Raw genomic sequence first — 25,807 nt, forward strand, 5'->3', positions numbered from 1 at the left:
TCGTGCGCAGGACCGCCATTCTCGCCGTCGTCGTCACCGCGCTCACCCTCCTGACCGCGCCCGCCCGGGCCGCGGACGCCGCCGTGAGCGTGCTGAGCTTCAACCTCTGGCAGCTGCCGTGGATCGCCAACCCGAACACCGCCGACAAGGCGGCCCGGGCTCAGGCCGCGGAAGGAGTCATCCGCGCCCAGGACGCCGACGTCGTCGTGCTCGAAGAGGCCTTCAGCGCCCAGGCCGAGGACCTGCGCGGGCGGCTCGTCGACGCCTACCCGTTCCAGACACCCCTGGTCGGGCAGTCCTGCTCGACGTCGCCGGGCTGGACGTCGGTGAACGGCACCTGCTCGAACTCGCCGATCGTGGTCAACGGCGGTGTCACCGTGCTCAGCAAGTACCCGATCACCGAAAAGCACCAGCTCGTCTACCGAAACTCCTACTTCGGGACGGCCGACTACCTGTCCAACAAGGGCGCGGCGCTGGTGCGGATCTTCGCCCACGGCAAAGCGCTCTGGCTCGCCGGCACGCACCTGCAGGCCGACGAGGGCCCGGAGACGCTGCCGAAGGCGCACGAGATCCGGCTGGCCCAGCTCGGCGAGCTGCGCGACCTCGCCGCCGCCCGCGTCCCGGCGGGCGACCCGGTGGCCGTCGCCGGAGACCTCAACATCGAGTACTGGGCCGGGCAGGACCGCCGCGACGCCTTGGGGCGGTCCCAGTCGTCGCAGGGCGAGGCCGTGCTCGGCGGGACGCTGCGGACGGCGGGAGCGGGGGAGTACAGCTTCGACGCCGTCACCAACCCGGCCGCGGCGAAGTCCGTCCCGGCCGGCTACCGGGATTCGCTGGACTACGTCGGCTCGCTGCGACGCGCCGAGGTCGGGCCGGTACAGCTGGTGCATTACGACGGTGGCACGATTCCCTCCGACCACTACCCGGTGCTGGCCGAGATCCACTACTGATCGCCTCATCGGAGTTCGTTTTTCGAGGAGGACCATGACGACGCTGTCCGGCCGGACGCGGTTCAGGTATTCGCTCGGCTCGTTCGTCACCGGGTCCTTCGGCACGGTCCCCGGCCTGGTCCTGGTCAAGTACCTGACCGACACGATGGCCGTGCCCGCCGGCTGGGCCGCCGCGATCGTGTTCGTGCCCAAGGCCTGGGACGTGCTGTTCAACCCGATCGCCGGCCGGATGTCGGACGCCGACCTGCTCAAGACCGGCAGCCGCCGCCGCTTCCTGCTGATCGGCGGCATCGGCGTGGCGATCCTGTTCGCGGCGATGTTCGCCCACCCCGGGTTCGGCACCCCGCTGCCGGACGCGCTGTACGTGGCGATCACATTCGCCCTCTGCGCGACGGCGTACGCGCTGTTCCAGGTGCCGTTCAACGCGCTGCCCGCCGAGCTGACCGAGTCGGCGACCGAACGCACGAAGCTCACCAGCGTCCGGATCGGCGTGCTCGCCGTGACGATCCTGATCTGCGGTGGCGGCGCCCCGGCGATCACCACCGCGATCGACGGCGTCGCCGGCTACCGCGTGATGGCCGTGGTGATCGGGCTGATCGTGCTGGCCGCGACACTGCTGGTGTACTTCGGGCTCAAGGACGCGCCGGTCGGCTCGCTGCGGCCGAACACCGTGAACCTGAAGGACCTCGTCCGCACGCTCGCCGGCTGGCGGCCCTTCCGCTGGCTGCTGGGCACGTACTTCATCCAGGCGCTGGGCATCGGCACGGTGCTCGCCGCGATCCCGTTCTTCGCCCAGCGCATCCTCGGTGACAGCGGCTACGGCACGATCCTGTTCGTCATCTTCGTCGGCCCGGCGCTGATCACCATGCCGCTGTGGCCGCGGCTGGGCGACCGGGTCGGCAAGCTCAACGGCTTCCGCCTGGCGACGGCCACGTTCGCGATCGGCCTGCTCGGCCTGGTGTTCGCCCAGGAGATCCCGCTGTTCGTGTCGTTCGTCTTCGTGGCGCTGTGCGGCGTCGGGTACGCGGGGATCTCGGTGTTCCCGCTGGCCATCCTGCCCGACCTGATCACCGCCGAAGAGGAGCGCACCGGCGAGACCCGCGCGGGGATCGCGGCCGGCGTGTGGACCGCGGGGGAGACGCTGGGGCTGGCCTTCGGCGGCGGCCTGTGGGCGCTCATCCTCGCGTTCGGCGGGTACGTTTCCAGCACGGACGCGACGAGCGCCCAGCCGGACAGCGCGATCGTGGCGATCCTCGTCGGCGCGTCGATCGTCCCCGGCGTGCTCATCGCGCTGGCCCTGCCGCTGCTGCGGCGCAAGGTCCTGGAGCCGCGCCATGAACCCGCCTGAGGACGTCCTCGCGGCGCTGCGGGAGCTGCGCGCCGGTGACCTGCCGACGCACGGCGGCCGCACCCTGGCGTACGTCTACGACAGCGGGCTGTCCGAAGTGGACACCCTCGGGGCCGCGGCGCACGCGCTGGCGTCGTCGGCGAACGGCCTCGACCCGACGGCGTTCCCGAGCTTGCTGCGGATGGAGAACGACCTCGTTGCCGCGGCTTCTGCTTTGCTGGGCTCGGTGCCGGGTGTGGTCGGCTCGGTGACTTCCGGCGGCACAGAGTCGTGCTTGCTGGCGGTGCTCGCCGCCCGGGACGCGCACCCTTCGATCGCTTCGCCCTCGATCGTGCTGCCGACCACCGCGCACGCCGCGTTCCACAAGGCGGCGCACCTGTTCGGGGTGCGGCGGATCGACGTCCCGGTCGACCCGGTGACGTTCCGCGCCGACCCGGCGGCGATGGCGGCGGCCATCGACGACTCGACGGTGCTGGTGGTGGCGAGCGCGCCGTCGTACGCCCACGGGGTGCTGGATCCGATCGGCGAGATCGCCGCGGCGGCTTCGGCGCGTGGGGTCCGGATGCACGTCGACGCGTGCATCGGCGGCTGGGTGCTGCCGTACTTCGCTCGCCTCGGCGCCGACGTGCCGCCGTTCGACTTCCGCGTCCCGGGTGTCACGAGCATTTCGGTGGATCTGCACAAGTACGCGTACTGCCCGAAGGGCACGTCGGTGCTGCTGCACGCGTCGGCGGAGCTGCGGCGTTCGCACTACTTCGCGAGCGCGGGCTGGCCGGGGTACACGATGCTGAACACGACGATCCAGAGCACACGTTCGGGCGGTCCCTTGGCCGCGGCGTGGGCGGTGGTGCGTCACCTCGGCGAGGACGGTTATCTGCAGCTGGCCGCGTCGACGCGCGAAGCGGTTTCCCGGATCCGGGACGGGGTCTCGGAAATCGAGGGGCTGCGCGTGCTCGGCGACCCGGTGTCGACGCTGATCGCGTTCACCGGCGACGACGGTTTCGACCTGTTCACCGTGGCCGACGAGATGAAGACGCGCGGCTGGTACGTCCAGCCGCAGTTCGCTCATCTGTCATCGCCGGTGAACCTGCACCTGACGGTGACGGCGGCGAATCACGGCAGTGAGAAGGAGTTTCTCGCCGATCTTGCTGCTTCGGTCGACGCGGCCCGCGCGGCGGGCCCGGTGATCATCGACCCGGCGGTGGCGGAGTTCGTCGCGGCCTTGGATCCCGCGACGCTCACGTCCGAACAGTTCGCCGGGCTCCTCGCGGCAGCGGGCCTCGGCGGCGCTTCGGGCCTGCCGGACCGGATGGCCCCGATCAACGCCCTCCTCGCAACGGCTCCTCCGCCGCTACGCGAACGCCTGCTGCTGGAATTCCTCGGCGCGCTCTACACCCCGTGAAATGCCGTTAAGGCCACCTTACGGGCGTCAGGTGGCCTTAACGGCACGTGGCTACTGGTTGCGGGAGGCGAGGCCCGCCGGGGCGGACTTGACGGCTGCGTGGATCGCGTCCGCCAAGGCCAGCGCGTCTTCCTCGGTGAGTTCGAGCGCGACGCGCGCCGACGCGCCCAGGCCCGGGTTGCGGAAGTCGATGTTGACCGTGTGCCCGTACGGCGCGTGGACCGGGTGGTCGACGTACACGGTGCCCTCGTCCAGGCGGAACCAGCCGCGGGCGCCCTTGCCGCTGCCTTCGAGCGGGAACTTCTCGGTCAGGTAGGTGCACATGGCGGGTCCTCTCAGGCGCTGAGCGTGCGGGAGTAGAAGTCGAAGATGCGTTCCCAGCCGTCCTTCGCCGCTTCCGGCCGGTAGCTCGGGCGGTCGACGGCGAAGAACGAGTGACCCGCGCCCGCGTACGTGTGGAACTCGTGCTCCTTGCCCAGCTTCTCCAGCTCCGCCGCCAGCACGGCGACCTCGTCCGGACTGGGGAACTGGTCGTCCGCGCCGAAGATGCCGAGCAGCGGGCACGACAGCTGCGGGGCCAGGCCGAGCAGCGGCTTCATCTGCTTCATCGCCTCCGGCGGATCGGCGACGACAAACGCGCCGTAGCAGTCGACTGCCGCGTCGATGTCGAGCGAGCAGCCGGACAGGAACGCCTGGCGCCCGCCCGAGCAGTGCCCGATGACACCGACGCGACCATTCGCGTTTTCGAGGGCGCGAAGGTGGTCAGCCGCGCCGGCAACGTCGCCGACGAGCCGGTCGTCCGGGACACCGCCGGCCGCACGGACCGTGGCGGCGGCGTCGTCCGGGTCCGCGCCGGGAGCTTCGCGGGAGTAGAGGTTGGGGCAGAGCGCGTTGTACCCCTCGGCAGCGAACCGGCGCACCATCTCCTTGGTCGACGCGTCGTAGCCGGGCATGTGGTGGATCACCACCACACCGCCGCGGGGCGCCGCGTCGGTCGGCTTGGCCAGGTAGGCCTCGATCTCGTCGCCGCCGTGCCCGGTGATGGTGACGGTTCCGGCGATGAGTTCGTCGGTCATCGGTTCTCCTTCGCTGCGTCCGCTGTCGGGTGGAAGTATCGGGCTCCGCGCGAGGCCGACGCCACCGCGGCGACGACGGCCATCACCGCGGCGGCGGTGAACACGACCACGAGGCCGTGGTGGAACGGCCCGGAGACCAGCTGCGGGAAGAACTCCCCGCCGGTCAGCGTGGCGCGGTCCCCGGGCGACAGTCCGGAAAGGACACCCGGGCCGAGCAGGTGCCCCACCGGGTTGCTGCCGAGGAACGCCGCGAACAGCGTGCTCACCGGGGGTAGCTGGGCGACGCCGTCCGCCACGTGCGCCGGGACGCCGTGGGCCTGCAGGCCGCCGGTCAAGGTCTGGGGCAGCGACGAAGCCAGCCCGGCGATCATCAGTGAGAAGAACACGCCGATCGACAACGACGTCCCGGAGTTCTGGAACGTCGCCCGCATGCCGGAAGCGACCCCGCGCTGCTCGGTCGGGACGCTGCTCATGATCGCCGAGGTGTTCGGCGCGGAGAACATGCCCTGGCCGATCCCGCTGACCACGAGCAGTGCGGCGAACAGCGGGTAAGGGAAGTCCACGGGCAGTGCGAGCAGGCCGAGGAACGCCGCCGCGACCAGCAGCAGCCCGCCGGTGGAGAACAGCCGCGCGCCGAACCGGTCGGAGAGGTACCCCGACACCGGACCGGCGATCAGGAAGCCGACGGTCAGCGGCAGCAGGTAGATGCCCGCCCACAACGGGGTCCGCTCGTAGTCGAAGCCGTGCAGCGGCAGCCAGATCCCCTGCAGCCAGATGATGAGCATGAACTGCATGCCACCGCGGGCCACGGAAGTCAGCAGGGCGGCGATGTTGCCCGCGGCGAAGGCCCGGATCTTGAACAGCCCGAGGTGGAACATCGGCGCCGCGACACGGGTCTCGATGACGCCGAAGAGCAGGAGCAGCAGCACCCCGGCGCCGATGCCGCCGAGCACCCACGGGTTGCCCCAGCCGGTCGCGCCGCCACCGTAGGGCTGGATCCCGTACGTGATCGCGGCGAGCAGGATCGCGGTGCCCGCGGCGAAGGTGACGTTGCCGCCCCAGTCGATCTTGGCGCGCTTCGGCGTGCCGACCTCGCGCAGGCTGCGGATCGACCAGATCGTGCCGAGCAGGCCGAACGGGACGCTCACCCAGAACACCGCGCGCCAGTCGATCTCGGCGAGCAGCCCGCCGACGACCAGGCCGAGGAACTGCCCGGCCAGCGCGGTGATCTGGTTGACGCCCAGCGCCATGCCGCGTTGTTCGGTGGGGAAGGCGTCGGTGAGGATGGCCGCGGAGTTCGCCGTCAGCATCGAGCCGCCGACCGCCTGCACCACCCGCCAGCCGATCAGCCACAGGGCGCCGCCGCCGGCGTGGAACGGGTCGAACGACAGGGCCACGGAAGCGACGCTGAAGACGACGAAGCCGAGGTTGTACATCTTGACCCGGCCGAACATGTCGCCGAGCCGGCCGAGTGTCACCACCAGCACGGCCTGGACCAGCAGGTAGCCGAGGATCATCCAGAGCAGGTAACCGATGTTGCCCGGGGCCAGGGGGTCGAGCCCGATCCCGCGGAAGATCGCCGGCAGCGAGATGATGACGATCGAGCCGTCGAGCGCCGACATCAGCACGCCGAGCGTGGTGTTGGACAGCGCGACCCACTTGTAACGGCTGTTCGTGGTCACCGCCGCCGTCACAGCTCGTCCGCCAGCCGCTCGATCAGCGGGATGGCCGCCATGAGCTTGCGCTGCTCGGCCACGGTGAACTTCTCGGCCAGCGCGGTGGCCATCAGCTCGGTGGTCCGCGACCGGCGGTCGGTGAGCAGCCGGACGCCGGCCCCGGTGACCGACATCAGGACCTTGCGGCCGTCGGAGTCGTCCTTGCGGCGCTCGACGAGGCCGCGGTCGACCAGCCCGGCCAGGGTGACGCCCATGGCCTGCGGTTTCACCCGCTCGAGGTCGGCCAGGCAGCCCGGGGTGGCCGGGCCCTCCCGGTCGAGCCGGGACAACACCGAGCGTTCGGGCAGGGTCAGCTCGCCGACGACGTACCCCTGGCGCAGCCGCCGGACCAGCCGGCCGAGGGCGACGCGCAGGTCGGTGCTCGCCTGGAGCAGCTCCTCATCCGTCACGATCGTCAACCTAGACTGATAAACCTGGGTTGATCAACTCGGACGGATCGGCCGCTATCGGGTGAGCCGGGAGCTTTCGCCCGGTCGGCCCGGTCACCCGGTGTTAGCGTCCGAAGTGGACATATGCAGCCGAGCGCATCCACGGAGGAACCGCCGATGACCATCCCGCACGTCGAGCACGCCGGCCACGACCACGTGCACCGCGAGGGCTGCGGGCACGCGGCCGTGCCGCACGGCGACCACGTGGACTACGTGCACGAAGGGCACCTGCACCGGGCCCACGACGGCCACTTCGACGAGTGCGAGATCACCGGCCACGTGCCGCACACCGGCCACGACCACACCCACGGCGAGGGCTGCGGGCACGTCGCCGTGCCGCACGGCGAGCACGTCGACTACCTGCACGACGGCCACCGCCACGCCGTGCACGAGGACCACTACGACGACCACTGAGTCAATGGACGTGCACCGGGCCCCACGCCGGGAACGGATCCGGCCCGGACGCGACCTCGCCGAGGCACTCCCGTAGCGCGGCCAGCAGCGCTTCGCCGGCGAGGTCGACGCCGATGAACACCAGTTCCTGGCGTGGTTCGTCCGCCACGCCCTGGGGTTCGAACCGCGCCACCGTGCCGGCCTGGGACCACAGGCCGGTCACCCCAGGCCGGGACGCCAGCGCGAAGAACCCCTTGGAGCGCAACACCGTCCCGAACTCGCCCGAGTCCAGCCGGCGGGCGACGAAGTCCCACAGTGCCACCGGGTCGAACGCCCGCGAGGCGCGGAACACCACGCTCGAGATGCCGTACTCCTCGGTCTCCGGCACGTGGTCGCCGTTCAGCTCGGCAACCCAGCCCGGCGCCTCCTGTGCCCGGACCGGGTCGTACCGGCCGGTCCCGAAGACCCGGTTGAGCGGCACCTTTCCGAAGCTGCTGGTGACGACGTCGGCCGCCGGGTTGAGCCGCCGGAGCACCGCCACCAGCAGTGCCGCGTCGTCCGGCGACACCAGGTCCGTCTTGTTCAGCAGCAGGACGTCGGCGAACTCCACCTGGTCCATCAGCAGGTCGCTGACGGTCCGCTCGTCGGCTTCGTACTGGTCCAGCCGGCGCTCCACCAGGGAGTCGCCGGCGGCCAGTTCGCGGGCGAAGTTCGCCGCGTCCACCACCGTCACCATGGTGTCGAGGCGGGCGACGGAGTCCAGGAACGAGAACGTCGCCGCCACCGGCATCGGCTCGGAGATCCCGCTCGACTCGATGAGCACGTGGTCGAAGCGGTCGCCGGCGCACAGGGCCGCGACCTCCTCGAGGAGGTCCTCCCGCAGGGTGCAGCAGATGCACCCGTTGGTCAGCTCGACGAGGCGCTCCTGCGACCGCACGAGGCCTGCGTCGATGTTGACCTCGCTCATGTCGTTGACGATCACCGCCACCCGCAGCCCCGCGCGGGTGGCGAGGATGTGGTTGAGCAGCGTCGTCTTGCCCGCGCCGAGGAAGCCGGACAGCACCGTGACCGGAACGCTCACGAGTGGAAGTGCCTGATCAGCCGGCGCGGGACGAGCTTCGTCCCGCCGTCGACCTTGATCGGCACCAGGTCCACCGCGGCGGCCTTCCACTGCGACCGCCGGGCGCGGGTGTTGCTTCGCGACTTCTTGCGCTTCGGGACGGCCATCAGCGCGTACCCCGCTTGCCGTAGCGGCGGTGGAACTTCTCGACCTGGCCGGCGCTGTCCATGATCCGCTGGGTGCCGGTCCAGAACGGGTGCGACCACGAGCTGATGTCGACCATGACGAGCGGGTAGCGCTGTCCGTCGGACCATTCGACGGTCTTGTCGGAGGTGATGGTGGAGCGGGTCAGGAACGCGTCGCCGGTGGACGAGTCCTTGAACACCACGGGGTGGTAGTCGGGGTGGATGCCGTTCTTCACTGGTCTTCCTTTCGGTTCGCCGCGGTCGCGTCGTGCCGCGCCGGGTCGGTCTCGGTGTCCTCGCACGGTTCTTCGTGCCAGTCGCCGAACGGGTCGGGGTAGCGCTGCCACTCCGCCGGGCCGGCGGCCAGTTCTTCGTCAGTGAGTAGAGCGCCGCGCAGGGCCGCGTCGATCTCGTCGGGCGTTGTCTGGTCCGTCACGACGACGAGCTCCTGCGCGCGGTCGCCGTGCACCGGGTCCCAGCGCAGCGACGCCAGGGTGCGGCGCTCGGGGGAGACGTCCGGCCACGCCGGTCCGTCCGGCGAGGCGAGCCACGGGCCGGCGTGGCCGATGCCCAGCCCGCCCCCGGCCGACTCGATCCAGAACGCGACGTCCGGCTGGCTCGCCACCCACGCGCGCCCGCGGGTGCGGACGACGCCGTTGAGCAGGACGTCGAGGGCGTCGTGGAGCCGTTCGGGGTGGAACGGCCGCTGCGCGGTGAAGGTGACCACGCCGATTCCGCAGTCCGGGTGCAGCGGCGGCTCCCCGCGCAGCAGGGCTCCGTGCATGTCGGTGACCTCGCCACGGCGGGCGTCCTTCGGCACGGCGTCGAGCGCGCTGTTCCCGTCGATCCGCGACAGTTCGACCCGCGGGATCGACGGCGCGACGCGGTCGAGGACCGCGGACGCCTTCGCGGCGTTCCACGCGTCGGTGGCCGCGCCGGCCAGCACGAGGACGTCGGCGAACTCGACCTGCGACAGCGCGACCTGGGCGACGGTCCGCTCGTCCTCCGGGCTGGCCTGAAGGTTCCGTTCGGCCAGGACGTCGTCGCCGGTCGCGTCGGCGAGCCAGGTCGCGCAGTCGACGACCGTGAAGACCGCGCGCAGGTCGACGTCGTCGTGCACCGGGTGGTCGCCGACCAGGACGTTCCGGATCGCCCAGCTCACCGGCTCCGGCTCCATCGCTTCGTCCAGCCGGACGACGATCCGGCGGACCCGCGGCATCCGGGCGAGGCGCCGCAGCAGCGGGAGCAGGTCCTCGCGCAGGGTGCACGACACGCAGCCGTGGGCCAGCTCGAGCACGGTCAGCTGGTCGCGCTGGTCGAGCCGCAGCCGGCGGCGGACGACGCCGGAGTGGATGTCGCGCAGGTCGTGGTGGACGACGGCGGTGCCGGGCTCGGCGACGCGCAGCAGTTCGGCGAGTTCGGCGTTCGGTCCCGGGGCGAGGCCGCTCACCAAGACGAGCGGAATGCGGGGATCAGGGGTCACGAGAGCTCCAGGAATACGGGCGGGGTACGGTGCGTAGAGTAGATGAAAACGATAACCACTATCAACTCGGGAGGGTCCGTGTCCGCCGTGTGCCAGGTCACCGGCCGCAAGCCGGGGTACGGCAAGCAGGTCTCGCACTCGCACCGCCGTACGTCCCGGCGGTGGGAGCCGAACCTGCTGAACCGCCGCTACTTCGTGCCGAGCGAAGGCCGGTGGGTCCGCCTGCGTGTCTCCGCCAAGGGGATGAAGACGATCGACAAGCGCGGCATCGAATCCGTGGTCGCCGAACTGAAAGCAAGGGGAGTGAAGCTGTAATGGCGAAGAGCACCGACGTGCGGCCGATCATCAAGCTGCGGTCCACCGCGGGCACCGGCTACACCTACGTCACGAAGAAGAACCGGCGGAACAACCCCGACCGGATGGTCCTGCGCAAGTACGACCCGGTCGCGCGCAAGCACGTCGAGTTCAAGGAAGAGCGCTGATGGCGAAGAAGTCGAAGATCGCGAAGAACGAGCAGCGGAAGGTGATCGCCGCGCGGTACGTCGAACGCCGTCGTGCGCTGAAGGCCGTCATCGCTTCACCCGCTTCGTCGCCGGAGCAGAAGGGCGAAGCGGTTGTCGCGCTGCAGAAGCTGCCGCGCGACGCGAGCCCGACCCGGATCCGCAACCGCGACACGGCCGACGGACGGCCGCGCGGGTACCTGCGGAAGTTCGGACTGTCGCGGGTGAAGATGCGCCAGGCCGCGCACAACGGCGAACTGCCCGGCGTCTCGAAGTCGAGCTGGTGAGCCGGATGTCGAAGCCGAACCGCGACCGTCCGGCCCGCCGCAAGGTGAACCTGTTGCGTGCCAACAAGGTCACCGAAGTCGACTGGAAGGATGTCGACCTGCTGCGGAAGTTCATCTCCGACCGCGGCAAGATCCGTGCCCGCCGCGTCACCGGATTGACGCCGCAGCAACAGAAACAGGTCGCCACGGCGATCAAGAACGCACGTGAAATGGCCCTGCTGCCGTACCCGGCATCGGGGCGCGCGAACTGAAATTCGGGTGCGCACGCTGGGCGGGCGCGCGATGATGGGCTCACGAAAGGGGGCGTCGCAAGAGGATGTCCTGACTCAGGAAGTCCACGCTTGCACGCCCAGCTCACGGTCACGCCCGCCCAGCTGCCCGAAGTCCTGCTGAACACCGCCGTCGTCCGGCCGGTGTTCCTCTGGGGCGCGCCCGGCATCGGGAAGTCCTCCCTGGTAAGGGAGTTCGCCGCTTCGCTCGGCCTCGAGTGCGTGTCGTTGCTCGGCACCCAGCTCGCGCCGGAGGACCTGATCGGTGTACCGCAGATCGTCGACGGCCGCAGCCGGTTCTGCCCGCCGGAGCAGATCGCCCGCGACGAGCCCTACTGCCTGTTCCTCGACGAGCTGAACGCCGCCGCGCCCGACGTCCAGAAGGCGTTCTACTCGCTCATCCTCGACCGCCGCATCGGCTCGTACGAGCTGCCGCCCGGCTCGGTCGTGATCGGCGCCGGCAACCGCGCCACCGACCAGGCGCTGGCCCGCCCGATGGCGTCCGCGCTGGTCAACCGCCTGGTGCACGTCCACCTCCGGGCCGCGGCGGGCGACTGGCTCACCTGGGCCGCCGGGCACGGCATCCACCCGTCGGTGGTCGAGTACCTGACCCAGCGCCCGGACCACCTGTGGAGCCCGCCGCCGAAGACCGAGGAGCCGTTCTCGACCCCGCGGTCCTGGCACATGCTCTCGGACCTGCTGCACTCCTACGGCGAAGCGGCCGGCGACGAAACCATCGCCCTGCTGGCGTACGCCACGCTCACGCCTCAGCACGCGGGCGCGTTCCGCGCGTACCTCAAGGTGGCACGGCACGCCTTCGACCTGGAGGCGATCCTCAAGGGTGACGCGCGCTGGCCCGCCGAGCCGGGCGATCGCGACCTGCTCTACTTCCTCGCCGAGACGTTCCGCGCGCGGCTGGTCAAGGACCTGCCCGCGGACAAGCGGCACGCGTCGGCGGCCGTCCGGCAGTTCGCGTTCCGGGCGAAGAGCCTGCTCGTGGAGCTGGCCGAGCTCTCCCTGGAAATGGCGCAGCTGGTCATCGCCGACGACGAAGCCGGCCACCCGCGGCTGCCGTCGTGGTTCCTGGTCGAAGCGGCCCGCGACCTGCCGCGGCTGGTCGCGGCGCGCGCATGAACGCCAAGGCGGAGGCCAAGCGCCGCGAACGCCGGACCAAGGCGATCGACGCCGGCTGGGCGCTGGCCCGCGAGAACACCGTCCTCGACCACCTGATGCGCGGCGCGAGCCTCGACAAGGAGAGCCTGACCGGCGTCGGCAGCTGGGCCGTCGTCAGCGACCGCGGGGTGGTCACGGCGAACCGCGCTCGCGACGCCGAACCCGCGGAATGGGCGTGGGTCTTCGCGCACCTGCTGCTGCACCTCGGCCTCGGTCACCTCGACGAAGAGGTGCTGGCCGACGCCGAGGCCGTCACGCCCGGCCGGGAGATCGACGCGTCCTACGGCACGGCGTGCTGCGTGGCCGTCCACCGGTTCGCCGAAGCGGTCCACGTCGGCGAACCCGCGGTGCTGCTCCCGGAACTGCCGGGCGGCGACGAACTTTCCCTGGCTCGCGCGTGGCGCGAAACCGGCGTCCCCGCGCCCTTCGCGGCGCTCGGCACCGGCGGCGCGCGGCCGTGCCTGCGGCTCGGGCCGCCGCTTTCGCGCTGGCAGCTGCAGTACCACGGCAAGCCGGAGAAGTGGACCGAGCGGTTCGCCCGCGGCCTGATCGTGTCGGCCACCGAGGCCATGGAACGCGCCGCGGACGCACGCGGCCAGACCCGCCACCGGCGGGCGCTGGGGGAGTGGGACCGCGCGCTGGCCTGGTTCGTCTCGTCGTTCCCGCTGCTCGGTGCGATGGCCGCCGGCTTCACCCTGATCGCCGACGTCGAGGTCGTCCGGGCCTGGGACATCACCCTGGCCGCGGTCGACGCCGAGCACGGCGAGATCTACGTCAACCCGCACGCGGCGCTGACCGCCGAGGAATGGCGGTTCGTGCTCGCCCACGAGATGCTGCACGCCGCGCTGCGCCACGACCGCCGCGCGCTCGGCCGCGACCCGTACCTGTGGAACGTCGCCTGCGACTACGTCATCAACGGCTGGCTGGTCACGATGGCCGTCGGCGAGCTGCCCGAGGGCTCGCTGCACGACCCGCAGCTCACCGGCCTGTCCGCCGAGTCGGTGTACGACACGCTGACCACCGACCTCCGGCGCAGCCGCAAGCTGCACACCCTGGGCGGCCGCGAAGCGGGAGACGTGCTGGGCGACTGGCTCTCGCAACCCGAGGCGACGCAGCGCCGGTCGTCGCGGCGCGCCGAGCCGCGGCCGATGCCGTGGACGGACCGCGTCCAGGGCGTCGACCTCGACGAGTTCTACCGCCGCGCGCTCACCCAGGGCCTGACCTACCACCACAACCAGGGCCGCGGGCTGCTGCCGGCCGGGCTGGAGCAGGAGATCCGGGCCCTGGACCACCCGCCGCTGCCGTGGGACGCGCAGCTCGCCCGCTGGTTCGACGAGCACGTCCGCGCCGAGCTGCCGGTGCGCAGCTACGCGCGGGCGTCCCGCCGCCAGTCGTCGACGCCGGACATCCCGCGCCCGGGCCGCGTCCGCCCCGAGCGCCTGGACCGGCGTGTCACCTTCGGCGTGGTGCTCGACACGTCCGGCTCGATGAACGCGGAGCTGCTGGGCAAGGCGGTGGGCGCGATCGCGTCGTACGCGATGGCCCGCGACGTCCCCGCGGCCCGGGTGGTGTTCTGCGACGCGGTCGCGTACGACGCGGGCTACCTCGCGGTGGAGCAGATCGCGGGAAGGGTGAAGGTCCGTGGCCGGGGCGGCACGATCCTGCAGCCCGGCGTCGACCTGCTGCAGCGGGCACCGGACTTCCCGGCGGACGGGCCGATCCTGATCATCACGGACGCCCAGTGCGACCACGTCCGTCCGCGGCGTGAGCACGCGTACCTGGTCCCGCGGGGGGCGCGGCTCCCGTTCGTGGCGCGCGGGCCGGTGTTCCGGGTGGCGTAACGCACGCTGGGCTGGCGCGCCGGTGAACCGTCAATAAACTCCCGCCCATGGACGACCCCCACTACCTCTCCGGCCTCCAGCTGACGGGCCGCCGCGTCGTGATGTTCGGCGGTGGTTCCGTCGCCCAGCGGCGGCTGCCCCGGCTGATCAGCGCGGGTGCCCGCGTCGAACTCGTGTCACCGCACACGACGCCGTCGGTGCAGGGGATGGTGGACGCGGGGGAGCTCGTCTGGCACGAACGCCCCTACACCGAGGGTGACCTGCGCGACGCTTGGTACGCGCTGGCCTGCACGAACGACCCCGCGGTGAACGCCGCGATCTGCGCCGAAGCCGAGCGCGAGCGGGTGTTCTGCGTCCGCGCCGACGAAGGCGAGTCGGGTTCCGCGGTGACGCCGGCGTCCGGCCGGCACGGCGGCCTGCTGTTCGGCGTGCTCTCCGGCGGCGAGCCGCTGCGCTCGGCCGCGGTGCGCGACTCGATGCTCGACGGCCTGCACAACGGCACGATCGAGGACGGCCGCCGGCCGCACCCGGCGGGCAGCCTGCCCGGTGTCGCGCTGGTCGGCGGCGGCCCGGGCGACCCGGAGCTGATCACCGTCCGCGGCCGCCGGCTGCTGTCGCGCGCGGACGTCGTGGTCGTCGACCGGCTGGCGCCCCGCGAGCTGCTCGACGAGCTCGCGCCCGAGGTCGAGATCGTCGACGCGGCCAAGATCCCCTACGGCCGCGCGGCCAGCCAGGACGTCATCAACAGCACGCTGATCGAGCGGGCCAAGGAGGGCAAGTTCGTCGTCCGCCTCAAGGGCGGCGACCCGTACCTGTTCGGCCGCGGTTTCGAAGAGGTGCTCGCCTGCGCCGAGGCGGGCGTCCCGGTGACGATGGTCCCGGGCATCACCAGCGCCTTCGCGGTCCCGGCGGTGGCGGACGTCCCGGTGACCCACCGCGGCGTCGCGCACGAGGTGGTGGTGGTCTCCGGCCACGTCGCGCCCGGCGACGACCGGTCCCTGGTCGACTGGGAGCTGCTGGCCCGCATGCGCGGGACGATCGTGCTGATGATGGGCGTCGAGCGCCTGCCGCAGTTCGCGAAGGCGCTGCTGGACGGCGGCCGCCCGGCCGACACCCCGGTGGCGATCATCGAGGACGGCACGATGCGCACCCAGCGGGCCCTGAGGTCCACTTTGGACACGGTGGTCACGGACGCGGCGGCGTCGGGGGTCCGGCCGCCCGCGGTGATCGTGATCGGCCCGGTGGCCGGGCTCGCACCGGTTCAGTCCTCTTAGGAGACGGCCGGGCGGCGAGGATCGCATCGGCGACGTCGGGCAGCGGCAGGCGGCCGTCGATGACGATGGTCGCGCCGAGCCGTCGGTAGGCGGACTCGGCGCCGGCATTGGCTTCGAGTGCCGCCGCCAGCTCCTCCGGGTGCTTGCCGAAGCTGTTCGAGGTACGGGTCAGCAGGCGGTCCCGGAGCGTGGTGTTGTCGACCACCAGGCAGACCACGAGGTCGAAGAGGTCCCGCAGCTCTCCGTCGTTCTCGGTGGATCCGCAGAAGAACACGATCTTGTCGTGCGCCTTCGCCGCGAGGACCTCGACCGCCGTGCGGCTGGTTCGCCACCCGAAGCGGTCGAGCCAGCCCGCCGGCACCGGATCAGGGGGATGGGTGACAACCCGTCCGCTCGTCCGGTCCACCCAGTGGTTGTAGCCCTCCCCGTCGGCGTCAACCGCATGCTCGCCCCGGCTTTTCAGGAGTGCGCAGACCGCCGACTTGCCGGCTCCCGAGTTGCCGGTCACCCACACCAATGGCACCGGCGAAGCATCTCACGTCACGCCGCGTTCAGTCCTCGTAGCAGCTCGCGGCGAAGTCCCGGATCGCGTCCGACAGCCGGGTCGGGTCCAGCCTCAGCTCGACCGGGCTGCGGGCCTGGACGAACTCCGCGTCCGGCATGTCGATCGCCAGCGTGTCCGCGTCGCCGAAGGGGTGGATCGGGTCACCCTGGTGGCCGATCACCAGCGAGCGGGTCGTGATCTTGCGGCGCACCGACTTCGGCGGTGCGATGCGGCCGAACAGGACGCCGTGCAGGAGTGCCGCCATCGGGGCCGGGCGCTGCGAGAGCGTGTCCGTGACGACGTCGACCCACTGGTTGCCGTGCGGCACCAGGGATGCCGCGAGCGCCACCGCCTGCACCGTCACCGGCAGGAACCGGGCCGCCATCAGCAGCGGGGCGAACGTGAACAGCCCGGCGACGATCGCGTTGTCCAGCACCGGCATCTCGACGATCAGGCCGCGAGCCCGCTCGGGCGCCGACACCGCCACTTCCAGCGAGACGTTCGCACCCAGCGACGTCCCGCCGATCACGGCGGACGAAACCTCGAGGTGGTCCAGCAGCGCGAGGGTCTGCTCGGCGAACGACGGCATCGAGTAGAGCCACGACTCCGTCGGGCGGTCCGAGTCGCCGTGGCCGAGCAGGTCGAGCGTGACCACCCGGAACCCGGCGCGGGCCAGCCGGCGCGCCAGCGGGGCGTGCATCCGGCGGGTCAGCATGATGCCGTGGGTCAGCACGACGACGCGGTCGCCGCTGCCGAACTCGGTGTACCAGAGCCGGTGTCCCTCGTGGTCGAACGAGCCGGTGAGCTCGATCGGGCGGGACGAGCGCCGCGCCGGCGCCGGCGCGGGCTCCGGTTCGATCACGGTCGCGCTGCTGCTGGCCGGGCTCATGTCCCACCGTCCTCCCCGTGTCGTAAGACCCTGCTTCCAGGAAAGCATCCCGTGCCGCCGTTGGCACAGTGACGCGCTGGTCTCAATTGACAAGGTGCCAATGGCGGGTCGTCGCGGGCATGGGTCAAGATGGCCCCATGACCGCTACTGCTGACAGTCTGCCCGACCTCGTCTCCCTGAAGGTCGACGTCGACGGCCACGTGGCCGAAGTGACCCTGCTCGGCCCGTCCAAGGGCAACGCGATGGGCCCGGACTTCTGGCGCGAGCTGCCGCTGGTGTTCCGCGCGCTGGACGCCGACCCGCAGGTCAGGGCCGTGGTGCTGACCGGCAGCGGGTCCCATTTCTCCTACGGCCTCGACCTGCCGGCGATGATGGGCGACTGGGCGCCGATGCTCGGCGGGGACAGCCTCGCCGGCCCGCGGACGGCCTTCCTCGACCAGGTCCGGTCGCTCCAGGCGGCCGTCAGCTCCATCGCGGAATGCCGCAAACCGGTCGTCGCGGCGATTTCGGGCTGGTGCATCGGCGGCGGGGTCGACGTCGTCGCGGCCGCGGACATCCGCCTGGCCAGCGCCGACGCCAAGTTCAGCGTCCGCGAGGTGCGTGTCGCCATCGTGGCCGACCTCGGCAGCCTCCAGCGGCTCGCCTCGATCGTCGGTGAGGGGCACCTGCGTGAGCTCGCGCTGACCGGCAAGGACATCACCGCCGCGCGCGCCGAGAAGATCGGGCTCGTCAACGACGTCTACGAAGACCAGGAGGCGTTGCTGGCCGCCGCGCGCGAACTCGCCGGCTCGATCGCTGCGAACCCGCCGCTCGTGGTGCAGGGTACGAAGCAGGTACTGGCGACGAACACCGAGCGCCAGGTCGCCGACGGCCTCCGGTACGTCGCGGCGTGGAACTCGGCGTTCCTGCCCAGCAAGGACCTCGGCGAGGCGGTCCAGGCGTTCATGGAGCGCCGCAAGCCGGAGTTCAAGGGCGAATAGACACGACCGAGGAGGCAGCAGGGTGAGCAACGGCGCTTCGGAAGTCCACCACGCGTTCCGCGTGGCGCGGGACTACCTGCAGACCCACCGGGAGGACTACGACACGGCCTACCGGGATTTCGCCTGGCCGGAGTTCGACCACTTCAACTGGGCGATCGACTGGTTCGACGTCGTCGCGCACGACCCGGACAACGCCGAGCGGTACGCGCTGTGGATCGTCGAGGAGGACGGCACCGAGAACCGCTGGACCTACCCGGAGATGTCCGGCCGGTCCAACCAGGTGGCGAACTGGCTGCGCGGCCTCGGCGTCCGGCGCGGTGACCGGCTGATCCTCATGCTGGGCAACCAGGGTGAGCTGTGGGAGACCATCCTCGCGGCGATCAAGCTGGGCGCCGTGATCATCCCGGCGTCCACCCTGCTCGGCCCGGCGGACCTGACCGACCGCGTGGAGCGCGGCGCGGCGAAGCACGTCGTGGTCCGCTCGGTGGACGCGCCGAAGTTCGCCGACATCGCCGGTGACTACACGCGCATCGCGGTGGGCGAGCCGGTCGAGGGCTGGCAGTCGTACTCCACCGCGTTCGCCGAGTCGCCGGAGTTCACCCCGGACGGCCCGACGAAGGCGGCCGACCCGCTGCTGCTGTACTTCACCTCGGGCACGACGGCGAAGCCGAAACTGGTGCAGCACACGCAGGTCTCGTACCCGGTCGGGCATCTGTCCACGATGTACTGGATCGGGCTGGAGCCGGGTGACGTCCACCTGAACATCTCCTCGCCCGGGTGGGCGAAACACGCGTGGAGCAACGTCTTCGCGCCGTGGAACGCCGAAGCGACGGTGTTCCTCTACAACTACAGCCGCTTCGACGCGAACGCGCTGATGGCCCAGATGGACCGGTGCGGGATCACCAGCTTCTGCGCGCCGCCGACGGTGTGGCGGATGCTCATCCAGGCCGACCTGACCGCGCTTCGGGTCCCGCCGAAGAAGGTCGTCGGCGCGGGGGAGCCGCTCAACCCCGAGGTGATCGAGCAGGTGCAGAAGGCGTGGGGTGTCACCATCCGCGACGGCTTCGGCCAGACGGAGAGCAGCGTCCAGATCGCGAACACGCCCGGCCAGGACGTCGTGCCCGGCTCGATGGGCCGCCCGCTGCCCGGCTTCGTGGTGGCGCTGGTCGACCCGGTCAGCGGCGAGCGGGCGCCGGAGGGCGAGATCTGCCTCGACCTGCAGCACCGCCCGGTCGGCCTGATGACCGGGTACGCGGATGACGACGAGCGCACGTCTGCGGCCTTCGCCAACGGCTTCTACCACACCGGCGACGTCGGTTCGCTCGACGAACGCGGCTACATCACCTACGTCGGGCGCACGGACGACGTGTTCAAGGCGTCGGACTACCGGATCTCGCCGTTCGAGCTGGAGAGCGTGCTGATCGAGCACGAAGCGGTGGCGGAGGCGGCGGTCGTCCCGGCCCCCGACCCGATCCGGCTCGCGGTGCCGAAGGCGTACGTCGTGCTGGCTTCGGGTTTCTCGCCGGACGCCCCGACGGCACGGTCGATCCTCGCGTACTGCCGCGAGCACCTGGCGCCGTACAAGCGGATCCGGCGGCTCGAGTTCGCGGAGCTGCCGAAGACGATCTCGGGCAAGATCCGCCGCGTCGAGCTGCGCGGCCGCGAGAACGATCCGAAGCGCGGCGAAGGCACGGAGTACCGCGAAGAGGACTTCCCGGACCTCAAGTCCTGAGCCCGGGTCTCAGCGCCCCAAGGCGGCCTTGGTTGCGTCCGACGCACCGAAGGCCGCCTTGGGTGCGTCTCACGCACCGAAGGCCACATTGGGGCGCTCCGGGACAGCTCAGGCGCGGGTGCCCTCGACCTGGCGGCCGTCCTCCGTCGAGCACGCCGTCACCGGGTCGTTCGCGCCGCTGCCGCACGTCCACTCGTCGAGCACGACCGGGCCCGGACCGTCGGGGGAGTTCGCCTCGGCCGGGGTCAGCTTCGCGAAGTAGTCCTTCAGGAGCTTCGTCGCCGCGGCGCAGTCGACCTGGCCGTGCGCGACGACCGCCGTCTTCGTGCCGCCCGTGCCGGTGACGTCGCCGCACGGGACGCCGGGGGCGGTGGACTCCGCCGCGGCGGCCGCGGCCGGCACGGAGGCGGAACCGGACGGCGCGGCGGGCGCCGGGTCCGAGCCGCCGCAGCCGGCCAGTGCGGCGGTCGCGGCGACGAGCAGCAGGGGATACGCGAGTGTCTTCATGGGCCCTTCAGCAGCGGACGGAACGGATCTCACTCGGACGGCACGACGGCGGCGAACACCGTCTGCTCGCCCTTGGTGCAGGTGGTGCCGCCCTGCGCGGCGGGCGGCCCGGACGTGCACAGCCAGCCGTCGACGGTCTCGTTCACCGCGTCGTTCGAGCCGGCGCCCTGGCGGCCGGCGATCTTGCGGTGGAAGTCGCCGACCAGCTTCGTCGCCGCGACGCAGCTGACGCCGGCGGAGCCGCTGTCGAACACGTACAGCGTCAACCCGCTGGCGGCGGTCACGGTGCCGCACGAGCCGGGTACCGACGGCGGCGCCCCGGACGGCTTCGTCACCGGGGCCGGCGCCGACGAGCTGCCGGTCGCGGGCGGCGGGGGAGGCGTGCCCGTCGACGTCGTCGCGGGTGCCGAAGGCGAGGCGGACGTCGAAGGCGGCGGTGCCTGGGCGGCCGGTTCGCCGGAGCAGGCCGCGAGGGCCGGCACGGCGAGACAGGCCGCGAGCAACGGCCGCCACGTCCTCGTGGTGGTCGGGTGGGGCACCGCGATCCTTCCTCCCCGGCTGGCTGGTCGGGCCATTCTGGCCCACCGGGCCCGGGCGCCGTGGGCCGACTCGCCCACGGGTGTGCCGGAGATTACTCCAGCCGGGTGGCGGCCCGGCCCGGTGGCTGCCGATTCACCGTCCACAATGGACGATTAACATTCCGTTCACGCTCCGAAACCTCAGGCTGTCATCAAGAATCGATCGGTCTAATTCCCGCCGCGCCGGTTAACATCCCGGCCCCGCGGGCCGAAGATCTTGGTGGAGGCCGAAGAGCTTCCCCCGTCCCCGACACCCGCCCCGAGCCCCGTGAGAGCGATGAACGCCGAAGCTGTGACCAGCCCCGAAGCCAGTAGCACCGACGACCCGGCCGGCCCGCCGACCGTTCCCAGCAGCGTCGTCTGGTGCTGCGGGCGCCCGTACGTCCTCGAGGCGCGCCCCGGCCGCGCCCGCTGGATGGGCACCGACTACCGCGGCCGTCCCGAGGCGCTGAGCAGCGCCGAACTGCAGCGACGCGGCTGGAGCCACCGCCGCGCGTGCTGACTACGCTGACCGTGTGAGCACAGCCGCCCCCGAACCAGCCGCTCAGGCGAGCGTCGAGCCGTCCCTGCTGAGGCAGGCGTTCAACGTCCCCAACATGCTGTCGATCCTCCGGCTGGCCGGTGTGCCGGTGTTCCTGTGGCTGCTGCTCGGCCCGGAGGAGGACGGCTGGGCGCTCGCCCTGCTGGTGTTCAGCGCCCTGACCGACTGGCTCGACGGCAAGCTGGCCCGCTGGCTCAACCAGATGTCGCGGCTGGGGCAGCTGCTCGACCCGGCCGCCGACCGGCTCTACATCCTCGCGACGCTCGTAGCGTTCCTGGTCCGCGGCATCATCCCGTGGTGGGTCGTGGTGCCGCTCGTGCTGCGCGAGGCCGTGCTCGGCGTGTGCGTGCTGACGCTGCGCCGCCGCGGTTTCGCGCCGCCGGAGGTCACCTACATCGGCAAGGGCGCGACCTTCGTGCTGATGTACGCCTTCCCGTTCCTGCTGCTCGCGCAGGGTGGCTCGGACGTCGCCGCGGTCGCCCGGCCGATCGGCTACGCCTTCACCATCTGGGGTGGTGTCCTCTACGTCTGGTCCGGCGTGCTCTACGTCGTGCAGGCGCGCAACGCGCTGCGCGGCGCGGGTGACGACTGAGCGCGACGCTTTTCCCGGGTAGTGCCCGGCGGCTGGGCCGTGTGGGTGTAAGACTTCGCCCAGCACGTTTCGCCAGTGAGGGCATGAAAGGGGACCGGCGGTGTCCGCTCCTGAAGAGCTTCGCTACACCGAGGAACACGAGTGGGTCGCCACCCGCGGCGAGGACACCCTCGTCCGGATCGGCATCACCGAGTACGCGCAGGACCAGCTGGGTGACGTCGTGTTCGTCGACCTGCCCGACGTCGGCCGCCAGGTCAGCGCGGGTGACGTCTTCGGCGAGGTCGAGTCGACCAAGAGCGTCTCCGAGCTGTTCGCGCCGGTCGACGGCGAGGTCGTCGCGGTCAACGCGGCGGTCGCCGACTCGCCGGAGCTGATCAACAGCGACCCCTACGGCGAAGGCTGGCTGATCGAGATCCGGCTGGACGATCCGGCGGAGCTGGAAGCCCTGCTCGAAGCCGAGGCGTACGACGCGCTGACCAAGGGCTGAACCCGGCTCCGGGCCGGCCGGACCGGCACTGCGCCGGTTCGGGGAGCCGGGGCTCGGAGAATCGATCAGGCACGGTACGTTGGCAGCTACACGTTCTTGAGTACTAGGCAACACAGCATGTGTGGAGGAGAGCTCAGGTGAGCACGAACGACGGGCCCGGCGGCGTTCCCCCGGAGCAGTCTCCGGAGCGGACCTCTGTCTTCCGGGCCGACTTCCTGGCCGAAGCCGAAGGCCACGAGTCCGCCCCCGCCGCGGAGGCACCGGTGCAGGGCGTCGACGCCCTGCCGGCGGGTTCGGCGCTGCTGGTCGTGAAGCGCGGGCCCAACGCGGGTTCGCGGTTCCTGCTCGACCGCGACACCACCAGCGCGGGGCGGCACCCGGACAGCGACATCTTCCTGGACGACGTCACCGTCTCCCGCCGGCACGCCGAGTTCCGGCGTGAGGGCGGCGAGTTCGTCGTCATCGACGTCGGCAGCCTCAACGGCACCTACGTCAACCGGGAGCCGGTCGACCAGGCCGTCCTCGCCGGCGGCGACGAGGTCCAGATCGGGAAGTTCCGCCTGGTCTTCCTGACCGGCCCGGGGCACGGGGGCCAGGGGGCGCAGTGACGGCGGCCGGGCGGCCACAGAACCACGGGCTGAGCATCGGGGCCGTACTGGCGCAGCTGCGCTCGGATTTCCCCGATGTCACCATCTCCAAGATCCGGTTCCTCGAAGCGGAAGGCCTGGTCCAGCCGGGCCGCACGGCTTCGGGGTACCGGCAGTTCGCCGCGGCGGACGTGGAGCGCCTCAGGTTCGTCCTGGCCGCCCAGCGCGACCACTACCTCCCGTTGAAGGTCATCAAGGAGCAGCTGGACGCGGCGGACTCGGGTGCCGGGCCCGTCGCGGCCCTGCCCCGCCCGCCGCGCCGGCTGGTCCCGATCGACGCGCCGGCCGAGAACGTCGGCCTGCCGGTGGCGGAGGACTTCGCCGCCGGCAAGGAGCTCCGCCTCACCGAGGAGGACCTCCTGGAGCAGGCCGGCATCAACGCGGCCGTGCTGGCCGAGCTGCAGCAGTACGGCCTGGTCCGGCCCGGTCCCGCGGGGTTCTTCGACCCGGACGCGGTGCTGGTCGCGCGGACGGTGAAGGCGATGACCGAATTCGGTATCGAGCCGAGACACCTGCGTGCCTTCCGCGCCGCGGCCGACCGCGAAGTCGGCCTGCTGGAGCAGATCGTGACGCCGGTGTATCGGCACCGTGACCCGGAGGCCAAGGCGCGGGCCGACGAGGTGGTCAGGGAGCTCGCGGCACTGTCCGTGACCCTGCACACGCTCCTCGTCAAGGCGGGAATCCGCGGCGTCTCCGGGTGTTGATGCGTAACGGGACAGTGAGATCCTCTTTGCGGTCCCATGTCAATGACTGAATGTTCGGACCCTCATGCCGTACCGTGAGAGCAAGGGTTTGCGGCAGGCGAACCGAGAGAGTCCGGACAGCGAGCACAGCGCACGGATGACGGGTAGCGTCGGCAGTGGCGGCGCAAGCCGTTCCCACCGCTGAAGCCCGTGTGCACGAGAGGGAGGCGAAGCCCGATGAGCGAAATGCGCGTCGTCGGTGTGCGGGTCGAGCTGCCCGCGAATCAGCCGATCTTGTTGCTGCGGGAAACCGAGGGTGAACGGTACCTGCCGATCTGGATCGGCTCGGTCGAAGCCACCGCCATCGCCTTGGAGCAGCAGGGCGTCCGCCCCGCCCGCCCGCTCACGCATGACCTGCTGAAAGAGGTCATCGGGGCGCTCGGCCGGGAGCTGGAGCAGGTCGTCATCACCGACCTGAAGGAGGGGACGTTCTTCGCGGAGCTCGTCTTCGACGGCGACATCCGGGTGTCCGCCCGGCCGAGCGACTCGGTCGCGCTGGCCCTGCGGATCGGGGTCCCCATCCACGCCGTGGACGCGGTGCTGGAGGAGGCGGGCCTGATCATCCCGGACGAGCAGGAGGACGAGGTCGAGAAGTTCCGCGAGTTCCTCGACTCCGTGTCACCGGAAGACTTCCGGGGAGCCGACACCTGAAACTTGCCTTGACGCGGACGTCAACGTCTAGCGTCGGGGTATGCGGATCGGAGAGCTTGCGCAGCGCACGGGTGTCACCACCCGTGCGCTGCGTTTTTACGAGGCCCAGGGCCTCATCGCGGCCGGGCGCTCGGCGAACGGCTACCGCGAATACACCGAGGACGACCTCCAGCTGGTCAAGGAGATCCTGACCCTGCAGACGGTCGGCCTGACCCTCGACGAGACCCGGCCGTTCGTCGACTGCCTGCGCAGCGGCCACGAGACCGGCGACTCCTGCGCGAGCTCGCTCGAGGTCTACCGCCGCAAGCTCGAAGAAGCCGACGCGCTCCTCGCCCGGCTCGGCGGGATCCGTGCCGAGCTGGCCGCGAAGCTCGCCGGCGCGCTGGCCCGGCAGGCGCCCGATCCGTGTGTCGTCCCCGATGCCCCGCGCCCGTGAAGGAGCCTGTCATGACCGCTGTAGCCGTTTCCGATGTCACCGACGCGACGTTCGCCGCCGAGGTCCTCGGCAGCGACGTCCCGGTGCTGGTCGAGTTCTGGGCCACCTGGTGCGGGCCGTGCCGGATGGTCGGCCCGGTGCTGGCCCAGCTGGCCGCCGAACGAGCCGGGGAGCTCGCCGTGCGGAAGGTCAACGCCGACGAGAACCCGGAGACGACCCGCTCGTACCAGGTCATGTCCCTGCCGACGATGATCCTCTTCTCGGGCGGCGAACCGGTGACGACGATCGTCGGCGCCTACCCGAAGGCCCGGATCGAGGAACGCCTCGACCAGGCCCTCTAGGGCGCGGTCGCCTTCACGAAGGTGTCCGCGACCTCCCGCCCGTACTGCTCGAGGTCCAGCGAAGGATCGCCCGCGAAGGCCGCCGCCACGCCGTCGACGGCCTGGGCGATCGACATCGCCATCACCTCGGGCGTGAAGACACCGAACGCGCCCTCGGCCTGGCCCTGCTTGAGCTGGCGGGCCAGGCCGTGCACGCGCATGTCGTCGACCAGGACCTTCGTCATCACCCAGTTGTCGGCGTCGTCGGCGTTGGCGGCCATCTCCGTCAGCACCCGGACGCACTCCGGGTACGCGCGCAGGAAGGCGATCGACGTCTCGATGTGCGCCCGCAGGTAGCCGGCCCGGTCCGCGGGGTCCACCCCGCCGCCGGTGCGCTCCTTCAGGAACTCGCTCTTCGTCTCGACCACCGTGCTCAGCACGGCCTGCATCAGGCCGGCCTTGTTCGTGAAGTGGTACGAGATCATCCGGGTGCTGCTCAGCCCCGCGCGTTCCTTGATCTTGGCGAACGTGGCCTTCCGGTATCCGAGGTCGGCGATGACGCCGATGGTCGCGCCGATGATCTGCGCGCGGCGCGCCGCCTCCGTCACACTGAGGCCCAGCTCGGCCATGAGGTCGGTGTTTACTTGCATGAGTTAAAATTAACACGGCTGAGTAAAACCGTCCAGGAGGTTTGAACCGCCGCTTCCGGGGTACGGCGAACGGCGCAAAGGCTCATCCGACCGTTGAGGCTTGCC

At 71.1% G+C, this 25,807-nt stretch carries 35 protein-coding genes; 22 read left to right on the plus strand and 13 right to left on the minus strand.

What is annotated here, in order from left to right; all coding sequences use genetic code 11:
• Window positions 1–2 precede the first annotated feature (2 nt).
• Genes ACIA5G_RS32840 through ACIA5G_RS32850 form a run of 3 tightly spaced genes read left to right on the plus strand, consistent with a single transcriptional unit; the run spans window position 3 to window position 3,700 of the window.
• Complete coding sequence (locus ACIA5G_RS32840) at window positions 3–950, plus strand: sphingomyelin phosphodiesterase (RefSeq protein ID WP_395930247.1); 948 nt, start codon at window positions 3–5, stop codon at window positions 948–950.
• Between the two features lie 34 nt (window positions 951–984).
• Window positions 985–2,298, plus strand: a complete 1,314-nt coding sequence (locus tag ACIA5G_RS32845) for an MFS transporter (RefSeq protein WP_395930249.1) — start codon at window positions 985–987, stop codon at window positions 2,296–2,298.
• Window positions 2,285–3,700: a pyridoxal phosphate-dependent decarboxylase family protein gene (locus tag ACIA5G_RS32850; protein ID WP_395930251.1), complete on the plus strand. Its 1,416-nt coding sequence runs from the start codon at window positions 2,285–2,287 to the stop codon at window positions 3,698–3,700. The genes ACIA5G_RS32845 and ACIA5G_RS32850 overlap by 14 nt, the downstream gene beginning before the upstream one ends.
• Before the next feature lie 51 nt (window positions 3,701–3,751).
• On the opposite strand, the gene ACIA5G_RS32855 is transcribed toward ACIA5G_RS32850, so the two are convergent.
• Genes ACIA5G_RS32855 through ACIA5G_RS32870 form a run of 4 tightly spaced genes read right to left on the minus strand, consistent with a single transcriptional unit; the run spans window position 3,752 to window position 6,901 of the window.
• Window positions 3,752–4,024: a DUF6295 family protein gene (locus ACIA5G_RS32855; RefSeq protein ID WP_395930253.1), complete on the minus strand. Its 273-nt coding sequence runs from the start codon at window positions 4,022–4,024 to the stop codon at window positions 3,752–3,754.
• 11 nt (window positions 4,025–4,035) lie between these two features.
• Complete coding sequence (locus ACIA5G_RS32860; RefSeq protein WP_395930255.1) at window positions 4,036–4,776, minus strand: dienelactone hydrolase family protein; 741 nt, start codon at window positions 4,774–4,776, stop codon at window positions 4,036–4,038.
• On the minus strand, window positions 4,773–6,458 hold the full coding sequence (locus ACIA5G_RS32865; protein WP_395930257.1) for an MFS transporter: 1,686 nt from the start codon (window positions 6,456–6,458) through the stop codon (window positions 4,773–4,775). Before ACIA5G_RS32865 ends, ACIA5G_RS32860 begins: the two co-directional genes overlap by 4 nt.
• 8 nt (window positions 6,459–6,466) lie before the next feature.
• Complete coding sequence (locus tag ACIA5G_RS32870; RefSeq protein ID WP_395930259.1) at window positions 6,467–6,901, minus strand: MarR family winged helix-turn-helix transcriptional regulator; 435 nt, start codon at window positions 6,899–6,901, stop codon at window positions 6,467–6,469.
• A 156-nt stretch (window positions 6,902–7,057) separates the two neighbouring features.
• On the opposite strand from ACIA5G_RS32870, the gene ACIA5G_RS32875 reads away from it, so the two are divergent.
• A complete protein-coding gene (locus ACIA5G_RS32875) occupies window positions 7,058–7,354 on the plus strand; it encodes a hypothetical protein (protein WP_395930260.1) in 297 nt (98 codons plus the stop codon).
• A gap of 1 nt (window position 7,355) precedes the next feature.
• Here the strand turns inward: ACIA5G_RS32875 and ACIA5G_RS32880 are convergent, their stop codons facing one another.
• The 4 genes from ACIA5G_RS32880 to mrf are packed head-to-tail and all read right to left on the minus strand — an operon-like array spanning window position 7,356 to window position 10,061.
• Complete coding sequence (locus ACIA5G_RS32880; RefSeq protein WP_395930261.1) at window positions 7,356–8,414, minus strand: GTP-binding protein; 1,059 nt, start codon at window positions 8,412–8,414, stop codon at window positions 7,356–7,358.
• Window positions 8,411–8,560, minus strand: coding sequence for a 50S ribosomal protein L32 (rpmF, locus tag ACIA5G_RS32885; RefSeq protein WP_395930262.1), 150 nt, complete (start codon window positions 8,558–8,560; stop codon window positions 8,411–8,413). Before rpmF ends, ACIA5G_RS32880 begins: the two co-directional genes overlap by 4 nt.
• Window positions 8,560–8,814, minus strand: a complete 255-nt coding sequence (locus ACIA5G_RS32890) for a type B 50S ribosomal protein L31 (protein ID WP_395930263.1) — start codon at window positions 8,812–8,814, stop codon at window positions 8,560–8,562. Before ACIA5G_RS32890 ends, rpmF begins: the two co-directional genes overlap by 1 nt.
• Window positions 8,811–10,061 carry a ribosome hibernation factor-recruiting GTPase MRF gene (gene mrf, locus ACIA5G_RS32895; protein WP_395930265.1) on the minus strand — a complete coding sequence of 417 codons (1,251 nt, stop codon included), beginning with the start codon at window positions 10,059–10,061 and terminating at the stop codon, window positions 8,811–8,813. Before mrf ends, ACIA5G_RS32890 begins: the two co-directional genes overlap by 4 nt.
• Window positions 10,062–10,139: 78 nt before the next feature.
• On the opposite strand from mrf, the gene rpmB reads away from it, so the two are divergent.
• From rpmB to cobA, 7 genes are all read left to right on the plus strand, one after another.
• A complete protein-coding gene (gene rpmB / locus ACIA5G_RS32900; RefSeq protein WP_395930266.1) occupies window positions 10,140–10,376 on the plus strand; it encodes a 50S ribosomal protein L28 in 237 nt (78 codons plus the stop codon).
• Window positions 10,376–10,543, plus strand: a complete 168-nt coding sequence (rpmG, locus tag ACIA5G_RS32905; protein WP_395930267.1) for a 50S ribosomal protein L33 — start codon at window positions 10,376–10,378, stop codon at window positions 10,541–10,543. The genes rpmB and rpmG overlap by 1 nt, the downstream gene beginning before the upstream one ends.
• Entirely contained in the window at window positions 10,543–10,848 is a 306-nt protein-coding gene (gene rpsN / locus ACIA5G_RS32910; RefSeq protein ID WP_395930268.1) for a 30S ribosomal protein S14, read from the plus strand. Before rpmG ends, rpsN begins: the two co-directional genes overlap by 1 nt.
• Before the next feature lie 5 nt (window positions 10,849–10,853).
• A complete protein-coding gene (rpsR, locus tag ACIA5G_RS32915) occupies window positions 10,854–11,099 on the plus strand; it encodes a 30S ribosomal protein S18 (RefSeq protein WP_395930270.1) in 246 nt (81 codons plus the stop codon).
• 90 nt (window positions 11,100–11,189) lie between these two features.
• Window positions 11,190–12,251 carry an ATP-binding protein gene (locus ACIA5G_RS32920; protein ID WP_395930272.1) on the plus strand — a complete coding sequence of 354 codons (1,062 nt, stop codon included), beginning with the start codon at window positions 11,190–11,192 and terminating at the stop codon, window positions 12,249–12,251.
• A complete protein-coding gene (locus ACIA5G_RS32925) occupies window positions 12,248–14,131 on the plus strand; it encodes a hypothetical protein (protein WP_395930274.1) in 1,884 nt (627 codons plus the stop codon). The genes ACIA5G_RS32920 and ACIA5G_RS32925 overlap by 4 nt, the downstream gene beginning before the upstream one ends.
• A 47-nt stretch (window positions 14,132–14,178) precedes the next feature.
• Window positions 14,179–15,405, plus strand: a complete 1,227-nt coding sequence (gene cobA / locus ACIA5G_RS32930) for a uroporphyrinogen-III C-methyltransferase (RefSeq protein WP_395930276.1) — start codon at window positions 14,179–14,181, stop codon at window positions 15,403–15,405.
• Here the strand turns inward: cobA and ACIA5G_RS32935 are convergent.
• Complete coding sequence (locus ACIA5G_RS32935; protein WP_395930278.1) at window positions 15,317–15,928, minus strand: hypothetical protein; 612 nt, start codon at window positions 15,926–15,928, stop codon at window positions 15,317–15,319. The genes cobA and ACIA5G_RS32935 overlap by 89 nt on opposite strands.
• Before the next feature lie 28 nt (window positions 15,929–15,956).
• On the minus strand, window positions 15,957–16,838 hold the full coding sequence (locus ACIA5G_RS32940) for an alpha/beta fold hydrolase (RefSeq protein WP_395930280.1): 882 nt from the start codon (window positions 16,836–16,838) through the stop codon (window positions 15,957–15,959).
• A 137-nt stretch (window positions 16,839–16,975) separates the two neighbouring features.
• Between ACIA5G_RS32940 and ACIA5G_RS32945 the strand changes: the two genes are divergently transcribed.
• Both ACIA5G_RS32945 and ACIA5G_RS32950 read left to right on the plus strand, forming a co-directional pair.
• Window positions 16,976–17,818 (plus strand): crotonase/enoyl-CoA hydratase family protein, encoded by an 843-nt coding sequence (locus ACIA5G_RS32945; RefSeq protein ID WP_395930282.1) that lies wholly within the window; start codon window positions 16,976–16,978, stop codon window positions 17,816–17,818.
• Window positions 17,819–17,840: 22 nt separating this feature from the next.
• A complete protein-coding gene (locus tag ACIA5G_RS32950) occupies window positions 17,841–19,550 on the plus strand; it encodes an AMP-binding protein (protein ID WP_395930284.1) in 1,710 nt (569 codons plus the stop codon).
• A 108-nt stretch (window positions 19,551–19,658) separates the two neighbouring features.
• Here the strand turns inward: ACIA5G_RS32950 and ACIA5G_RS32955 are convergent, their stop codons facing one another.
• Together ACIA5G_RS32955 and ACIA5G_RS32960 are read right to left on the minus strand one after the other, a co-directional pair.
• A complete protein-coding gene (locus tag ACIA5G_RS32955) occupies window positions 19,659–20,057 on the minus strand; it encodes a hypothetical protein (RefSeq protein ID WP_395930286.1) in 399 nt (132 codons plus the stop codon).
• Between the two features lie 29 nt (window positions 20,058–20,086).
• Window positions 20,087–20,341: a hypothetical protein gene (locus ACIA5G_RS32960; protein WP_395930288.1), complete on the minus strand. Its 255-nt coding sequence runs from the start codon at window positions 20,339–20,341 to the stop codon at window positions 20,087–20,089.
• Between the two features lies 1 nt (window position 20,342).
• On the opposite strand from ACIA5G_RS32960, the gene ACIA5G_RS32965 reads away from it, so the two are divergent.
• The 9 genes from ACIA5G_RS32965 (at window position 20,343) to trxA (ending at window position 25,073) form a co-directional block, all read left to right on the plus strand.
• A complete protein-coding gene (locus tag ACIA5G_RS32965; RefSeq protein WP_395930290.1) occupies window positions 20,343–20,753 on the plus strand; it encodes a hypothetical protein in 411 nt (136 codons plus the stop codon).
• A gap of 159 nt (window positions 20,754–20,912) precedes the next feature.
• Window positions 20,913–21,137 carry a hypothetical protein gene (locus tag ACIA5G_RS32970; RefSeq protein WP_395930292.1) on the plus strand — a complete coding sequence of 75 codons (225 nt, stop codon included), beginning with the start codon at window positions 20,913–20,915 and terminating at the stop codon, window positions 21,135–21,137.
• Window positions 21,138–21,150: 13 nt separating this feature from the next.
• Complete coding sequence (locus tag ACIA5G_RS32975) at window positions 21,151–21,768, plus strand: CDP-alcohol phosphatidyltransferase family protein (protein WP_395930294.1); 618 nt, start codon at window positions 21,151–21,153, stop codon at window positions 21,766–21,768.
• 100 nt (window positions 21,769–21,868) lie between these two features.
• A complete protein-coding gene (gene gcvH / locus ACIA5G_RS32980) occupies window positions 21,869–22,255 on the plus strand; it encodes a glycine cleavage system protein GcvH (protein ID WP_395930296.1) in 387 nt (128 codons plus the stop codon).
• 137 nt (window positions 22,256–22,392) lie between these two features.
• A complete protein-coding gene (garA, locus tag ACIA5G_RS32985; protein ID WP_284750621.1) occupies window positions 22,393–22,863 on the plus strand; it encodes a glycogen accumulation regulator GarA in 471 nt (156 codons plus the stop codon).
• Entirely contained in the window at window positions 22,860–23,606 is a 747-nt protein-coding gene (locus tag ACIA5G_RS32990; protein ID WP_395930299.1) for a MerR family transcriptional regulator, read from the plus strand. The genes garA and ACIA5G_RS32990 overlap by 4 nt, the downstream gene beginning before the upstream one ends.
• Before the next feature lie 216 nt (window positions 23,607–23,822).
• Window positions 23,823–24,296, plus strand: coding sequence for a bifunctional nuclease family protein (locus ACIA5G_RS32995; protein ID WP_009078856.1), 474 nt, complete (start codon window positions 23,823–23,825; stop codon window positions 24,294–24,296).
• 40 nt (window positions 24,297–24,336) lie between these two features.
• Window positions 24,337–24,732 (plus strand): MerR family transcriptional regulator, encoded by a 396-nt coding sequence (locus tag ACIA5G_RS33000; RefSeq protein ID WP_395930302.1) that lies wholly within the window; start codon window positions 24,337–24,339, stop codon window positions 24,730–24,732.
• Window positions 24,733–24,743: 11 nt separating this feature from the next.
• Entirely contained in the window at window positions 24,744–25,073 is a 330-nt protein-coding gene (trxA, locus tag ACIA5G_RS33005; RefSeq protein WP_395930304.1) for a thioredoxin, read from the plus strand.
• Here the strand turns inward: trxA and ACIA5G_RS33010 are convergent.
• Window positions 25,070–25,702 carry a TetR/AcrR family transcriptional regulator gene (locus ACIA5G_RS33010; RefSeq protein WP_395930306.1) on the minus strand — a complete coding sequence of 211 codons (633 nt, stop codon included), beginning with the start codon at window positions 25,700–25,702 and terminating at the stop codon, window positions 25,070–25,072. The two genes, trxA and ACIA5G_RS33010, sit on opposite strands and share 4 nt — an antisense overlap.
• Between the last annotated feature and the right edge of the window lie 105 nt (window positions 25,703–25,807).

Origin of the sequence: Amycolatopsis sp. NPDC051758 (assembly GCF_044453095.1) — a bacterium.
Classification (GTDB): Bacteria; Actinomycetota; Actinomycetes; order Mycobacteriales; family Pseudonocardiaceae; genus Amycolatopsis.